Origin of the sequence: Cryobacterium breve (genome assembly GCF_027594785.1) — a bacterium.
GTDB classification, from domain to species: Bacteria; Actinomycetota; Actinomycetes; order Actinomycetales; family Microbacteriaceae; genus Cryobacterium; species Cryobacterium breve_A.
In genome coordinates this window covers 1,474,127-1,489,108 of record NZ_CP075584.1, presented here as the reverse complement: position 1 = coordinate 1,489,108, position 14,982 = coordinate 1,474,127, and the positions used below count along the sequence as shown (strand labels likewise).

The 14,982-nt window shown below is 68.6% G+C and carries 13 protein-coding genes and 2 pseudogenes; 5 read left to right on the top strand and 10 right to left on the bottom strand.

Annotation, left to right across the window (positions count from 1 at the left end; all coding sequences use genetic code 11):
- Positions 1-25: 25 nt before the first annotated feature.
- The 4 genes from KIV56_RS07215 to KIV56_RS07200 all read right to left on the bottom strand — a co-directional run bounded on the left by KIV56_RS07215 (position 26) and on the right by KIV56_RS07200 (position 5,112).
- The gene (locus KIV56_RS07215) at positions 26-1,264 is read right to left on the bottom strand and encodes an allantoate amidohydrolase (RefSeq protein ID WP_281535714.1); all 1,239 of its coding nucleotides are present in this window, start codon (positions 1,262-1,264) and stop codon (positions 26-28) included.
- Entirely contained in the window at positions 1,261-2,928 is a 1,668-nt protein-coding gene (gene hutU / locus KIV56_RS07210; protein WP_281535713.1) for a urocanate hydratase, read from the bottom strand. The genes KIV56_RS07215 and hutU overlap by 4 nt, the downstream gene beginning before the upstream one ends.
- A 46-nt stretch (positions 2,929-2,974) precedes the next feature.
- Complete coding sequence (locus KIV56_RS07205) at positions 2,975-3,658, bottom strand: IclR family transcriptional regulator (protein WP_281535712.1); 684 nt, start codon at positions 3,656-3,658, stop codon at positions 2,975-2,977.
- A 68-nt stretch (positions 3,659-3,726) separates the two neighbouring features.
- A complete protein-coding gene (locus KIV56_RS07200) occupies positions 3,727-5,112 on the bottom strand; it encodes an MFS transporter (protein ID WP_281535711.1) in 1,386 nt (461 codons plus the stop codon).
- Between the two features lie 182 nt (positions 5,113-5,294).
- On the opposite strand from KIV56_RS07200, the gene KIV56_RS07195 reads away from it, so the two are divergent.
- Together KIV56_RS07195 and KIV56_RS07190 are read left to right on the top strand one after the other, a co-directional pair.
- Positions 5,295-7,247, top strand: a complete 1,953-nt coding sequence (locus KIV56_RS07195) for an EAL domain-containing protein (RefSeq protein WP_348648549.1) — start codon at positions 5,295-5,297, stop codon at positions 7,245-7,247.
- Between the two features lie 271 nt (positions 7,248-7,518).
- Positions 7,519-8,148: a hypothetical protein gene (locus tag KIV56_RS07190; protein ID WP_281535710.1), complete on the top strand. Its 630-nt coding sequence runs from the start codon at positions 7,519-7,521 to the stop codon at positions 8,146-8,148.
- A 39-nt stretch (positions 8,149-8,187) separates the two neighbouring features.
- Here KIV56_RS07190 and KIV56_RS07185 read toward each other — a convergent pair whose 3' ends face one another.
- From KIV56_RS07185 to KIV56_RS20290, 5 genes and pseudogenes are all read right to left on the bottom strand, one after another.
- The gene (locus tag KIV56_RS07185; RefSeq protein WP_281535709.1) at positions 8,188-9,135 is read right to left on the bottom strand and encodes an aminodeoxychorismate lyase; all 948 of its coding nucleotides are present in this window, start codon (positions 9,133-9,135) and stop codon (positions 8,188-8,190) included.
- Between the two features lie 91 nt (positions 9,136-9,226).
- A complete protein-coding gene (gene menC / locus KIV56_RS07180; protein WP_281535708.1) occupies positions 9,227-10,252 on the bottom strand; it encodes an o-succinylbenzoate synthase in 1,026 nt (341 codons plus the stop codon).
- Positions 10,253-10,281: 29 nt separating this feature from the next.
- Positions 10,282-10,932 carry a MurR/RpiR family transcriptional regulator gene (locus KIV56_RS07175; protein ID WP_281535707.1) on the bottom strand — a complete coding sequence of 217 codons (651 nt, stop codon included), beginning with the start codon at positions 10,930-10,932 and terminating at the stop codon, positions 10,282-10,284.
- A complete protein-coding gene (locus KIV56_RS07170) occupies positions 10,929-11,216 on the bottom strand; it encodes a hypothetical protein (protein WP_281535706.1) in 288 nt (95 codons plus the stop codon). Before KIV56_RS07170 ends, KIV56_RS07175 begins: the two co-directional genes overlap by 4 nt.
- A 194-nt stretch (positions 11,217-11,410) precedes the next feature.
- Positions 11,411-11,764, bottom strand: a pseudogene (locus tag KIV56_RS20290) (GNAT family N-acetyltransferase); the annotation flags it as partial.
- A 226-nt stretch (positions 11,765-11,990) separates the two neighbouring features.
- Between KIV56_RS20290 and KIV56_RS07165 the strand changes: the two are divergent.
- Positions 11,991-13,166 (top strand): M20/M25/M40 family metallo-hydrolase, encoded by a 1,176-nt coding sequence (locus tag KIV56_RS07165; RefSeq protein WP_281535705.1) that lies wholly within the window; start codon positions 11,991-11,993, stop codon positions 13,164-13,166.
- A 115-nt stretch (positions 13,167-13,281) separates the two neighbouring features.
- Here KIV56_RS07165 and KIV56_RS07160 read toward each other — a convergent pair whose 3' ends face one another.
- Entirely contained in the window at positions 13,282-13,455 is a 174-nt protein-coding gene (locus KIV56_RS07160; protein WP_281535704.1) for a hypothetical protein, read from the bottom strand.
- On the opposite strand from KIV56_RS07160, the pseudogene KIV56_RS07155 reads away from it, so the two are divergent.
- Both KIV56_RS07155 and KIV56_RS07150 read left to right on the top strand, forming a co-directional pair.
- Positions 13,385-13,906, top strand: a pseudogene (locus tag KIV56_RS07155) (MFS transporter); the annotation flags it as partial. The gene KIV56_RS07160 and the pseudogene KIV56_RS07155 sit on opposite strands and share 71 nt — an antisense overlap.
- 265 nt (positions 13,907-14,171) lie before the next feature.
- Positions 14,172-14,942: an MFS transporter gene (locus KIV56_RS07150; RefSeq protein WP_281535703.1), complete on the top strand. Its 771-nt coding sequence runs from the start codon at positions 14,172-14,174 to the stop codon at positions 14,940-14,942.
- Positions 14,943-14,982 lie beyond the last annotated feature (40 nt).

Sequence of the window (14,982 nt, the reverse complement as noted above, 5' to 3'; positions counted from 1 at the left end):
TCCGATGACACAGTGCTCTCCGGCGTCACAGCAGCTCCCGGAGAACCTGCTCGAGAGCGGTGACGCCGGCGAGGCAGTCATCGAGGGTGGCGAACTCCTCCGGTGAATGGGAGATGCCGGTCGGGTTCCGCACGAAGATCATCGCGGTGGGCAGGCGACTCGACAGCACGCCGGCATCGTGGCCGGCCCCAGTGGGGAGCGTGGGGACGCCGTGCAGGGAGCGAACAAGCCGGTCGCGCAGCGCCGGGTCGAAGGCGACGGCCCCGCTCCAGGATTCCTCGGCGACAACCGCCGTGCACCCCTCCGCTGCGGCGGCCTCGGAGACCCGCGCGGTGATCTCCGTGACGAGGTCCCGCGCCGCGGCGTCCTCGGTGGCCCGGGCGTCGAGCCAGACCGCGACCTGCGAGGAGATCACGTTGGTGCCGCCCGGCACGGCCTCGATCCGGCCGATCGTGGCCCGGGATCCGGGGCTCGCGACGGCGGCATCGCGAACGGCGAGCATCGAGCGGCCGGCTGCGAGCATCGGGTCCCGGCGGTCGGTCATCCGCGTGGCACCGGCGTGGTTGCCCTCCCCGGTGAAGGTCACGCGCCAGCGCCCGTGCGCGAGGATCGACGAGGCGACCGCGACCGGGCTGCCCAGGTCGATCAGCCCGCGGCCCTGCTCCACGTGCAGCTCGACGAACAGGCCGATGCGAGCGAGGGCGGTTCGGTCCTCGCCGAGGCGGGCCGGGTCGATCCCGGCAGCGGATGCCGCCGCCCCGAGCGAGATGCCCTCCGCGTCGACGAGAGCGCGGGCCCGATCGGCGTCGAGTGCGCCGGTCATCAGCCGGGAGCCGAGGCAGGCGATGCCGAACCGGGAGCCCTCCTCCTCAGCGAAGACGAGCACGGCGCAGGGGCGTGCGGGCCGGAACCCGCTCGCCTGCAACCGGTATATCGCCTCGAGGGCGCTGACCACGCCGAGGGGGCCGTCGTATGCGCCGCCGCCGGGAACGGAGTCGAGGTGGCTGCCCACGACGATCGCATCGTCGCCGCGCGGGCCCCACCACGCCCAGGTGTTTCCGTTCCGGTCGGTCTCCACGTCGAGCCCGAGCCGGACGGCGCGTTCGGCGAACCAGTCGCGCAGTTCACGGTCGGCCGGCTGCCAGAGGTGCCGGGAGTAGCCACCGCGCCGGGTGTCCCTGCCGATCTCCGCGATCTCGTCGAGGCCGGAGAGCAGGCCGTGCGCGGTTGCCGGCCCCGTGCCGGTGGTGGCCGACTCCGTCATTCGCCCTCCCACATCGGCACGCGCAGGCCGCGCTCACGGGCAACGGCGGCGGCACGCTCGTACCCGGCGTCGACGTGACGCATCACGCCGGTGCCGGGGTCGTTGATCAGTACCCGTTCGATCTTCTGGGCGGCGAGCTCCGTGCCGTCGGCAACGGTGACCTGGCCCGAGTGGATGGACCGGCCCATGCCGACGCCGCCACCCTGGTGGATCGACACCCACGTCGCGCCCGACGCCGTGTTGAGCAGGGCATTCAGCAGCGGCCAGTCGGCGATCGCGTCCGAGCCGTCCTTCATGCCCTCGGTCTCACGGTAGGGAGAGGCGACGGAGCCGGAGTCGAGGTGGTCGCGCCCGATCACGATCGGGGCGCTGATCTCGCCGGAGGCCACCATCTCGTTGAACTTGAGCCCGGCCAGGTGTCGTTCCTTGTAGCCGAGCCAGCAGATCCGGGCGGGCAGGCCTTCGAACTGCACCTTCTCCTGGGCGCCGTGGATCCAGCGCGCGAGCTTCGCATCGTTCGGGAACAGCTCGAGGATCGCCCGGTCGGTCGCGGCGATGTCGGCCGGGTCTCCGGAGAGCGCGGCCCAGCGGAACGGCCCCTTGCCCTCGGCGAACAACGGCCGGATATAGGCGGGCACGAAGCCGGGAATCTCGAACGCCCGCTCGCAGCCGCCGAGCACGGCCTCCGCGCGGATCGAGTTGCCGTAGTCGAACACTTCGGCTCCGGCGTCGCGAAACCCGACCATGGCGGTGACGTGCTTGGCCATCGATGCCCGCGCCCGGATCGTGAAGTCCTCGGGGTCCGCGGCGGCTCGGGTGTGCCAGTCGGCGACGCTGATGCCCTCCGGCAGGTAGCTGAGTGGGTCGTGCGCACTGGTCTGGTCCGTGACGATGTCGATCGCGACGCCGCGTTCGAGCAGTTCGGTGAAGACGGATGCCGCGTTGCCGACGAGCCCGACGGAAAGCGCCCGGCGCTCCGCCTTCGCTGCCAGGACCCGGGCGACGGCGTCGTCGAGGTCGTCCGTCATCTCGTCGAGGTAGCCGTGGTCGACGCGGCGCTGCAGGCGCGCGGGGTCGACGTCGACGATGAGTACCGCGCCGCCGTTCATCGTCACGGCGAGGGGCTGGGCGCCGCCCATGCCGCCGGCCCCGCCGGTGAGGGTGAGGGTTCCGGCGAGCGTGCCGTCGAATCGCTTGTCCGCGATCGCGGCAAAGGTCTCGAACGTGCCCTGCAGGATCCCCTGAGTGCCGATGTAGATCCACGAACCGGCGGTCATCTGGCCGTACATGGTCAGCCCGGCCTGCTCGAGCTTGCGGAACTCGGGCCACGTCGCCCAGTCCCCGACGAGGTTGGAATTGGCGATAAGCACCCGAGGCGCCCAGGTGTGGGTGCGGAAGACCCCGACCGGCTTGCCGGACTGCACGAGCAGGGTCTCGTCGTCCTCGAGCTCACGGAGGGTGCGCACGATCGCGTCGAATGCCTCCCAGCTGCGGACGGCCTTCCCGGTGCCGCCGTAGACGACGAGATCGTCGGGACGCTCGGCGACTTCGGGGTCGAGGTTGTTCATCAGCATGCGCAACGGCGCCTCGGTCTGCCAGCTCTTCGCGGTCAGGGTGGTGCCCCTGGCTGCACGGACCGGACGGGGGAGATGCTTCTGGGCCACGATTTTCTTCCTTCTGGTTGATGCTGGTTGAGGCTGGCTGGCTGGATCAGGTCTGGTTCGGCAGCGGGTCGGAACCCAGCCGTTCGGAAATCTCGCCGGCGACCCGAACGAGGAGAGCGCCGATGCTTTCGAGTCCGGGATCGGTGACGCGGTAGTTCGGGATCACGACCGAGAGCGTTGCGACGATGGTGCCGACCGAGTGGACGGGCACGGCGATCGCAGTCGAGTCGTGGTCTGCTCCGCTTCGGACGACCGCATACCCGTGGACGCCGACCCGGCCGGCGAACGCCGTGCCCGCCGCCGTTGTGGAGCGGGGAATCACCCGGCCGACCCAATTGGCCAGTTGCACCGGATGGGTCCCCTGCACGCCGGCCGCGTACAGCATGGTGTCCGAGGTCGACGGCAGCCCGAGGTAGGCGTTTTCGCTCGTGAGCTCGACGATCTCGTGCAGCTTCGGCTCCGCGACGGAGACGATGGTCTCCCGGGAAAGCGCCTGGGCGCCGAGGCGGATGGTGATGCTCCCCGGGCGGTAGTCGCCGCTGTCATCGCGGGAGACGAACCCGGTTGTCTCGAGGGTGCGAAGCAGCCGGAGGGTGGTCGAGACCGACAGGTCGCTGCCGCGGGCGGCTTCGGTCAGGGAGACGGCACCGTGTTCGCACACATAGGCGAGGAGACCGAGCGCGCGCTCGACGGTCCTGGTACCCGTGGATTCCGGAGCGTCCGCGCTCATGTCAGCACCTTTCGAGAGAATCCGCTCAGGCTAGTCCGAGAAGATTTCCATCTAGTGACAACATGATTTCATTTTTTGAGGTGCGGGGCAAGGCCTCGCAAGTGGGAAAGCCGTCGACCGGGAACTGTCGCCGAAACGGACAACTGTGGCCGGGGCGCCGGCCACAGTTGTTCGTACTGGGAACGGATGCCGGGCTTAGCCGGGCTCAACCGGGCTGGGGCGCCTCGAGGGGGATGCCTTTCGGCTTGCGCAGGGCTCGGGTGGCGGGCAGGACCAAAACGAGGATGACGAGCGGGATCAGGAAGGCGAGGCCGAAACCGGTCTGATCCGCGACCAGCCCGACGATCACGGTGCCGAGGATGGCGCCCGCGTAGTTGAAGAGGTTCACCCTCGCGATGATCTCGTCGCTGCGGGAGGGCAGAACGTCGCCAGCGGCCCCGAAGGAGAGCGGGACGAGTGCTCCCGCGATGACGCCGGTGAGGGCGAAAGCCGATGATCGCGCCTGCGCTGGTCGGGACGAGGGCGATCACGACGAATCCGATTCCACCGAAGGCGATGGCCGACGTCGCGATGACCGTTCGGGCGGTGCGGCGGGCGAGATAGTCCACGCCGAGCCGTGAGACGAGCACCACGATCTGGTACGCGGCATAGCCGAGCGGCGCAGCCCACGCCGCCGTGTGCAGCGTGCCGCTGAGATAGACGCTGCTCCAGGTGCTCACAGCGGAGTCGGCGACGAACGCCGCGAGGATGAGCGCCCCGATCACGAAGACGGGCCAGCGCGGAATGCGGGTGGCGTCGCGGGCGTGGCCGGGGGCGCGGGCCGCGTGACCGGTGTCGAGGAGCCGCCAGCCGGCGACGATGACGAGAACATCGACGATGCCGACGATCGCGAGGGCTGCACCGGCGCCGGCCGGGGTCTCCACGAGCGCGACCATCAGGAACGCCCCGACGATCGCGGCGAGTGTGTACGCGGCGAAGAACCGCCCGAGGAGGGGTCGGGGCCTGCCTCTCTGGACGAGGACGCCCTGCATCGCGGTCGAGGCATCCACGGCTCCCAGCCCGACACCGAAGACGAGCACGGCACCCATATAGATCGGGGCCGGCTGCGCGGTCGCCATCAGAAAGAACCCGACGGCCTGGGCGGCGATGCCGCTCAGCAACGCCGCCTTGCTGTTGCGGCGGACGGCGATCGCGTCGGCGAGAACGGAACCGCCCGCCGCGGCAAGGGAGACTCCGAGAAGGAGCAGGGCCACCATGGTGGCGTCGAGGGACTGTCGTGCCTGGATGGTGGGGAGGGAGGTCACGACCACCGCGTAGCCGAGGCCCTGCACGGCATACGTCGAACCGACGGAGATCAGTTCGGCGCGCGGGGCGGGGCGATACGGGCTCAGGCTCCACAGCGGATGCCGCTTCCGGACGATGGAGAAGGCCTGGCTGGCAATGTCGATCGTCATGTCCACATCCGTTTCGGTCAGGGCTGGTTCCCCCGAGGATACAAGCGTGAAGTCCTCGGCGCGGGCCGCCGCGACGAGACCCGCGGTTCGTCCCGATGCCGCGGATCCTCTCCCGGTCTAGAGTGAGATCGCGTCCGTCCGTTTCCGGGGTCTGGCGGCGCTTGCGCTCGGGGGATGTATGAATCGCATGGTCAGTCCGATCTTTCCGAACCGATCCGAACCGGTCGGGAACAGCGCGGTGCCCGGCGCCGGAGCCTGAGCTGCTCGCCCGGGCCTTCGCCGCGACGTCCACCGTCTCCCTGATCACCGACGTGGCGCAGAACATCCTGCACGTCAGCGCGGCTTTCACCGCGATCACCGGGTACACCGAGGACGAGATCCTCGGGACCAACTGTCGGCTTCTGCAGGGACCCGGGTCCAGCGCCGACGTCCGGGGGTCGATCCGGCGCGCACTCGAGGCCGGTGAAGGGTTCGACGGCGACATTCTCAACTATCGCAAGGATGGCTCGCCGTTCTGGAACGGTCTGAGTATCGTGCCGCTCCGGGACCCCGCCGGCGAGATCACGCACTATGTCAGCGTGCAGCGCGATATCAATACCAGGATCACCCTCCAGGAGAAGCTGGACTTCCAAGCCGGCCACGACGCCGTCACCGGCCTGCCGAACCGTTTCGGCTTCGAGTCGTACCTGCAACGTCGATCAACGGATGCCGCTCCGACCGGCCGCACTGACCGCGCCGGGCTCGGGCTGATCGCCCTGGACCATGTCCGAGGGGTCCGGCATTCTTTCGGATTCTCCGGAGCCGATGACGTGCTCGCGGAATTCGCCCGCCGCCTGAAGGGCCGGCTCCGGGAGGGTGACTACCTCGCGAGCTTCAGCGGCGACCAGTTCGTTGTCGTCCTCGAGGGCCTCTGCGACGACGCATCGCCTGAGCTGGCCGCCCGGCTCGAGCGCCTGCACGAAGCCGTCGAGACCCCGTTCCCGGTCGACGGCGAGTCCGTGATGCTCGGGATGACCATGGGGATCACGCCGTTTCCCGCCCGGAGTTCCGGGACACACGTCCTCCGGCTGGCGAGCCAGGCGCTCCCGGAACCCGGCTCGGATTCTTCGCGTCCGGACGCATGGTGGCGACTCGCTCCCACAGAACCGGTTGTCGACTGGGACACGACGATGGCCGCGACGGATTTCCGCCGCGGGGAGAGATCCCGCGAACTCCGGGAACGCCTGTTCGCCGGGGGACTGTCGATGTACATGCAGCCGATCATCGGCCTGGTCGACGGGACCCCTCGTCGCGTCGAAGCCCTCGCCCGGCTGACCCTCGCCGATGGCACCGTCGTTCCGCCGGACAGCTTCGTGCCGCAACTCGGCGGCAGCGACCTCGACGAGCTCTTCCGGATCGGTCTCAACGAGGCCCTCGGCTGGGTCGCCCGGTGGGAGCAGGACGGACTGGCCCTCGATGTCTCGGTGAACCTGGCCCCGTCGACACTGCTGCACCCCCTGTGCACCCGATGGGTCGCGAAGGCACTGCGTCGGTATGGTCTGGCCCCGAACCGGCTCAGCCTCGAACTGCTCGAGACGCAGGAGCTGGATGCGGCGGCCTCGCGCGCGGTGCTCGAGGAGCTCACCGGCCTCGGCGTCGGGCTCGCCCTCGATGACCTCGGGTCGGGCCACAGCAGCCTGAAACGGCTCGCCCAGCTGCCGTTCGACTCGATCAAGATCGACCGCGGACTGCTCGCCGGCGTCGCCACGAAACCGGTCGAGGCGCTCAGCCTCATTGCGACCCTGTCCCAGATGGGTCGAGACATGGGTGCGACCGTTGTTCTGGAGGGGATCGAGAATGCCGGCCTCGCCGAGGCGGCATCCGTGCTCGGAGCTTCACTCGGTCAGGGCTACTACTTCGCACGCCCGATGCCGGCCGCGGACGTGCCGTCCTGGGCGGCAGGTTTCGGGCTTCCCGAGGGATTCCATCGTCCTGACCGGGCCGGCCGACTGTACACCGAGCTCGGCGCGCTCGCGTATCACTGGCAATTCACCCGCTGGGGATCCCCGCATCCCTTCGTCATCGATGCCTGCCCCCTGACGGGATTCATCGCCGACCGCGGCATCGCCGGCAGCGCACCGCAGGCTCTGGCATGACCTCCAACATGGCGTGGACGGTGGTCACGATCGAGCCAGCGGCCTCCTGCTCGACTGGCTGGTCGACCAGAGTACGGGCCAGGTGGGCCAGACTGCACAGACTGCACAGACTGCACAGATGGGATATATGGGCCAGACGGGCGGGCTCAGGGCTGGCGCATAGATTCACTGGCTAACGTCGTGAGGTACCCCACTGGGTACCTCGTCGACACCGGTACCTCGTCGACACCGGTACCTCGTCGACACCAGTACCTCGTCGACGGACCGTCGAATGATGCTCGCGAAGGGAGTCGTCGTGCCCCAGCTGGAGCGGCAGGACGGCAGACGAACGCGCCGGATCGCGATCATCGGTATGGCCGTGGCACTCTGCGCCGTTATCGGCTTCACCGGCTGGAACCTCGTGGGCCTGGGGATCGGCGCCGTCCCCGGAACCGCGGTCACCTGTCCGACCGCCGACCCCGTCGTCGTCGGCGCGATCACCGTGCCCGCCGGGCCTGTTGCCGGCTATTGCCAGGACCGCCTGGTCAATGCCGCGCACATCATGAATGCCGGGCGGGATCTCGGGATCGGGACGCACACCCAGACCGTCGGCGTGATGACGGCCCTGGGCGAGTCGGGTTTGCGGGTGCTCGACCACGGCGACGCGGCAGGTGCCGACAGCCGCGGGCTGTTCCAGCAGCGCGACAACGGCGCCTGGGGAACACTGGCCGACCGGATGGACCCCTACGTCTCTGCGCAGAATTTCTTCACCAAGCTGACGAAGGTCGCCGGCTGGAAGGAGATGGAGCCGACACTGCTTGCCCACGCGGTCCAGGTCAACGCCGACCCCGAGCACTACGCGGCGTACTGGGCGCGGGCGGAGGACATCGTGGCGGCCCTCGCGATCCCCACGGCCCCGTGACGCACGGGGCCGCGAGGCCTGGGGTCGTACAGCAAGGCCTCAGCTGCGGCGAGTGACCAGGTAGTCCAGCGCCGCGGTGTGGAGCTCGGCGTCGAAGCCGCGGGCGACCCCGTCGATCTCGACGATCGGCACGATCTGCCGCACGCTCGAGGCGAGCCAGACGGAGTCTGCGGCATGCAGTTCGTCGGGAGTGACGGTGCGGTACTCGGTGGTCAGCCCGTTCGCATCCGCGTACTCAAAGAAGGCGGCCTGTGCCGTGCCGGCCAGGATGCCCTGGTCGGTCGACGGCGTGACGAGGTGCCTGCCGAACTGCAGCACGGCTGTCGACGTCGGCCCTTCCAGGACGAACCCGTCGCTGCTGATGAAGATCACGTCGTCGGCTCCCCGGCGCTCCGCCTCACGGTAGACCGACTTATTCACCGCGTAGGAGAGGGTCTTCGCTCCCTGCAGCAGCCATGGGGACGTCTGGGCGACATCGTGGCGGTAACCGCGGTCGAGGGTGACCACCTTCAGGCCGTGGGTGCGCGCCTCGGTGAAGTCGGGTTCCGGGTCGACGAAGACCCAGCCCGTGCACCGGCCGGCGCCCTCGATACCGCGGGTGAGCACGAGCTTGACCGACAGGCGCGGGTGGGTCGACGCTGCGATTCCCTGGCGAATGCCCTCGCGGTAGAGGTCGAGGCACGGAGCCGGCAGGTCGAGCAACCTGGCCGAATTGGACAGACGGGCCAGGTGCGGCTCGAGGGCCTGGCCGAAACCGTCGATGGCGTCGAGCGTTTCGAAGATGCCGTCGCCCCGGGTCACCGCGAGGTCGAGCACCGAGATCTGCGGATCGGACGGGTCGGCCCGACGGACCGAGGCCGCGAGCGCGGAGGCATCCGTTCCGGTCTGGGTCGGGTCATCCAGCATGAACAGCACGCGGGGGTCCGCCCCGTCTGTGGGCGAGGCGTCCGCGTTCGTCGCAACGGGATTCGTGTCTGCTGTGCTCATCGTTCTACTCCATAGTGCTCGTGGCTGATCGTGTTCTCGGAAATCCAGTCGGGCAGCACCGCGTAGCCGAGGCCCGGCCCGGTGGGAACGGTCACCATGCCGTCGAGTGCGGTGACCGGGGGTCGATGATGTCCTTCGCGTAATACTTCTCCGACGCCGACACATCCGACGGGTAGCTGAAGTTGGGCAGCGACGACAGGGCGACGTTGGCCGCACGCCCGATGCCGAACTCGTGCATGCCGCCGCACCACACCGGGATGCCCGCATCCCTCGCAAGATCGTGTGCAGCGCGGGCAACGGTGAGACCGCCCATCCGTGACACCTTGATGTTCAGGATCCGGCCGGCGCCGAGGGCGATCATCGTGCCGATGTCGTCGAGGTCCACGACTCCCTCGTCGAGGCAGATCGGGGTCTCCAGGGTGGCCTGGAGCGTGGCATGGGCGACGAAATTGCGGGGTGCGTACGGCTGTTCGATCATGCTGAGGCCGAATTCGTCGAGACCGCGCATCAGGGCCGTGGTTTCGTCGGTATCCGCGTAGATCCCGTTCGCGTCCACATGGACGTCCTGCTTCGGGAAGGCGGCGCGTACCGCCCGAACGGGACCGATGTCCCAGCCCGGCTTGATCTTGAGTTTCACCCGGCGGTAGCCGGCGTCGACATGGCGGCTGACCTCGGCGAGCAGGGCGTCGATGGACGATTCGATGCCGAGGGAGACCCCCGCGGCGACCTCGGCGCGGGTGCCGCCCAGTGCCACAGACAGCGGTTCGTCGCGCGCGCCGGAGTACAGGCTCCACGCGGCCATGTCGAAGCCGGCCTTGGCGAACTCGTGGCCGCGGATGCGTGCCCACGTCGTCGCCAGCTCGGCCGGCGTCTCCCACTCGTGCCCGATGATCGCGGGGACGATGTACTTCTTCGCGACGAGCAGGGCCGTGTCCACGGTCTCCGAGGAGTAGAAGGGGTCGCTCGCCGATGCGATCTCGCCCCAGCCGACCGCGCCGGATTCTTCGGTCAGACGCACCACGATGTGGTCGAGGTGGCTCTTGCGGTGAGAACTGGTCTCGAAACCGTGCACCAACGGCAACCGGGTGACAAACAGGGAAACGCCCACTACCTTCATCGTGCTCCTTCGATGCTGCGTTCCATTGTTCACTCCACGTAACTGTTCAGGATCTGGTTCAGATGCTCCCGCTCGGCAAACCGGCGCCGCGCTCCCTTGGCACTGGCAATACTCAAGGTACTCACCAGGTGGATGACGGCGGCCACCGCCGTGGGGGAGTCGGCGGACGAGGCGCTGCTGGTCGGCACCGTCACGGTTTCGGTGGCGAAGGCCGCGACGGGCGCATCGGGGGAGTCCGTGACGGCGATCACGGTGCCGCCGGCCGCGGCGAACCGTTCGGCGACGAGCACACTCTGCCGCTGGTACCTGCGGAACGAGAACACCACGAGCACATCGGTCGGGCGCACGTCGCTGAGGACGTCGATCGAGCGGACGGCGGCTTCGTCGATGAGAAGCACCTGTGAGAGTCCGGCCGAGAGGTCCCAGGCGAACAGGGTCGCGTAGGCGAAGGACTTGCCCGCGCCGAGCACATACCGCCTGCGAGCGGCCACGATCCGGGCCGGTGCGCGCACGAGGGCATCGTCTTCCCCGAGGTGCGCGAACGTCTCGGCCAGGTTCTTCTTCTCGCTCTCCACGATTCGCGCGCGCAGGACCGACGACGAGGACCGTTTCTGCAGCCGCGCTGCGTACCGGTCCTCCGGGCTCGCGAGGGTCTCATTCGCCGCGTTCGCCTCGGTCATCGAGCTGCCTGGTGGATGCGCGGCGCAGCCTCCTGGGTCCCGGCCGCGACGAACACGTATGCGGCGCTCGTGCCGTCCACCCGGACGCAGGATTCGGCGACGTAGCCGCGCTCGAAGAGGTCGGTGAAGGTTTCCGCCACGGCCGCGCGCAACGCCTGGACGATCGCGGGAGCGAGTGTCTTCGCGGGAGTGTCGGACGGGATCGGCACGTGGATGACGTCGCCGTCGCCCACCGGCCGACCCCAGTGCCGGGGCAGCGTCGTTCCCAGTGCGGTGGGATCCACGACGGGGAAGCTCGGGGGATCGACGCCGCGGCGCGGGGCCGGGTGGCAGACCCGATAGCGGCGGACGCCAGCGACCAGTCGACGATCAGGCGGTCGGAGAACGGCTCGTCGTAGTAGTTCGCGGCGAAGCGCACTCCGCGGGCGCCGAGCACGTCGAGGTTGAAGTGGGCATTGCGGGCAAGGGTCGGGTCGAACGCCCAGCGCATCGAGGTGAGTCCCTCTGATCTCGCGATGAAGGCCTGTTCCTGCTTGAGCAGGCGGCCCACTCCCTTGCCCTGCCAGGCGGGGTCGATGAACGCGGCCTGCGAGTACAGGTAGGGAGCCCCGGATTCGAAACCCACGAAGCCGTAGGCGAAACCGACGAGCTCGCCGGCGCCGTCCCGCGCGGCAACGGCCGCACCGCCGTTGCCCACGATTGCCGAGAGCAGCTTCGGGTTCAGGCTGTGATCGGCTGCGGTATAACCGAACACCCGGGTATATAGCTCGCTGGCGTGGCCGAACACGGCGCGTGACCGGGTGGATTCCACCGTGAGTTTCAGGTCACCCATGTTGTGTCGTTTCCCTGTCCTGGTCTTTTCGGAACACGATGTTCCAGAACCAATCTGACAATCATAAACAACTTATGTGTCGTATTCGTTTCGCAACTCTCAAGCAAATCCACGAACTGGTCGAAGGATAGGTAACATATCTTCTACCTGTTCCGAGCCTGCCACCGCCTGAGGAGATGCCGTCATCACAACCACTGGACCCGTCATCCCCGACGCATCCGCACGCGTGCGTGCCCTGGCGACCCTCGAGGACTACGTGCTGCGCGAAACGCCGACCGGGGCGAGCGCGGCCATCACGGCGTTCACCGATGCCCTCGCGACCCGCTATACGGAACTCGGCGGCACGGTCGTCCTGCACCCGACACCCGGAGGCGCCCACCTGGTGGCGGACTTCCCCGGGCGCGGCAGCGGCGTCGGCGCCGCCCCCGTTCTCCTGATCGGGCACTCCGACACGGTGTGGCCGGCCGGCACCCTCGCCGGCGACGTACCGTGGACCGCCGACGGCACCCGCATCACCGGTCCGGGGGTCTACGACATGAAATCCGGCCTCGTGGTCATGGAAGAGGCCCTCGAGTTGCTCCGTGCGCGGGCCGCGACCGGCGCAGTGGACCACGTGCCGGTGCGGATCATCGTCACGGCAGACGAGGAAATCGGCTCCCCGACCTCGGGCGCGCTGCTCCTGGCCACGGCCGAAGGCTGTTCGGCGGCCATCGGCTTCGAGTCTCCGCATCCCAACGGTGACCTCAAGGTCGGGCGCCTCGGCAGCACCCGCCTGGCGCTCGCCGTGTCCGGTGTTCCCGCCCACGCCGCCCTCGACCCGGAGAAGGGTGTCTCCGCGACCGAGGAGATCATCGACCAGCTGCTGCGGGTGCGGGACATCGCCGCCCGCGCGACGACCCGCGCCGGTGCACGCCCGGGCGCCCGGGTGCTCTACAACCTCGGATCCATCACAGCACCCGGCCTGGCCAACGTCGTGGCGGACAACGCCGTGGCCGTGCTCGGCTTCCGCTTCTCCGATCCGGACATCGAAGGCGAAGTCCTCGACGAGATCGAGGCGCTGGTGCCGATCCGCCCGCGAGCGGAGGTGGCCATCACCCGTCTGTCCTACCGCCCGGCCTGGAAGTCCAGGGTCGCCGACCAGGAGCCTGTCGGCGTTGATCTCCGGCTGCGACTCCCGGCTCGGCGACACCCGTCCGGGCCGTTCCCCCCTCGGCGCAGCCCCGGCGGCCGGCGCCGCAGACACCAACCTGCTCGGCGCATCCGCCCTGGGCGTTGTCGACGGTTTCCGGACCCCGCGGGGCGCGGTGCGCATGCCCGCAGCGAGCACATCATCGTCGCCTCGCTCTGGGAACGAATCCGCCTGCTGGCCGCGGTCCTCACAGCCATCCACCTGCCGGGCTGAGCGGCCTCGCCCGCCACCGGTCGAGGAGGCGACCGGCCCTTCCTCTTTCGCGCGGTTCGGGGCGATGTCATACTCACCTCGAATGGGGGGTGCCGGACAGCAACGGATGCGGGGGTCAGCGACGTTCGCGTCGGATTGCGGGTGACTCGATGAACAAGTGGACGGCGGTCGCGGTCCTCGGAAGTGCGCAGTTCGTCATGGTGCTCGACAGCACCGTCATGAACGTGTCGATCTCGACCGTTGTCACGGACCTGGACACCACGGTCGCCGCCATGCAGAGCGCGATCACGTTCTACACCCTCACGATGGCGGCGGTCATGCTGCTCGGCGCAAAGCTCGGTGATGTCTGGGGCCGGCGGCGCGCGTTCGTGATCGGCGCGATCGTCTACTCCTGCGGTTCGCTGTTGACGGCACTGAGCCCGAATTTCGTGGTGCTCTTCCTCGGCTGGTCGGTCATCGAAGGGCTCGGCGCCGTGCTGGTGATCCCGGCCATCGCCGCTCTCGTCGCGGAGAACTACCGGGGCAGCGACCGCGTGACCGCGTACGCGATCATCGGCGCCGTGTCCGGGGCCGCCGTCGCCGCCGGCCCCCTGATCGGAGGCTACGTCACGACCTACCTGAACTGGCGGTACGTCTTCGTGTCCGAAGTCGTGATCATGATCGGCGTCGTCCTCACGGCACGCCTCATCGCCGACAACAGCAGGCCGAGCAGTAGCAGGATCGACGTCCCGAGCGTTCTGCTCTCTGCTGCGGGCCTCGTGCTCGTGGTCTACGGGATGTTGCAGAGCAAGACCTGGGGGTGGATCCTCCCGAAGCAAGCCCCCGAGATCAACGGGAATCCGATCGAGCCCCTGGGCCTGTCCCTCGTGCCCTACCTGATCCTGCTGGGTGCATTCCTGCTCGTGCTGTTCTCCGGCCGCCAACGGCGACTGGCCGAGACGGGCAGGGCGCCGCTCCTCGATATCGGGCTGTTCTCGATCACGCAGGCTCCGATCCGGGCTCTCCGTGTTGGGCGCGCAGTACGCGTTCACCGCCGGGGTGTTCTTCATGATTCCGATCTACCTGCAAATGACCCTGGGCCTCAACGCCCTGGAGACCGGGCTGAAGATCTTTCCGCTGTCGATCGCGCTCATCCTCTTCTCCGTCGTCGGCACCCGGTTGTCGACGCTGTGGTCACCGCGCCGAATCGTGCGCGTGGGGCAGGTCGTCCTCGTCGGAAGCGCCGCCTGCCTGCTCGGGTCGGTCTCGCTGGACCTGAAGAGCGTCGTATTCGGCATCGGGATGTTCACGGCGGGGGCTGCACTCGGCCTTCTCGCCTCGCAACTCGGAAACGTGAACATGTCCAGTGTCGGCGAGGAGAAGACGAGCGAGGTCGGCGGACTCCAGGGCGTCTTCCAGAATCTCGGCTCCTCGCTCGGCACCGCGCTGATCGGGTCCGTGCTGATCGCGTCGCTCTCGTCCTCGTTCCTCGGCTCCGTGGAGAGCAGCAGCCTCCCCGACGCCGTGAAATCCGCAGTCAGCACGCAGACCGAGGCCGGAATCGCCATCGTGCCCGTCTCGAGTGTGGCCGGTATCGCGACGGACGCCGGACTGTCGAGCACAGACAGTGCCGCGTTGACCACGATCTACAGCGAATCGCAGGTGTCGTCCCTGAGGGTGTCCTTTTTCGCGCTGATCCTCTTCGCGCTCGGATCCCTGCTGTTCTCCAGGAACATTCCGAACGAGACCGTCGCGAGGCGCCAGGGGAAGACCCGCGAGGCGCAGCAATCGCCGTGACCAAGCCCATTCCTGAAACCCAGGAAGGGCACTAGTTTGT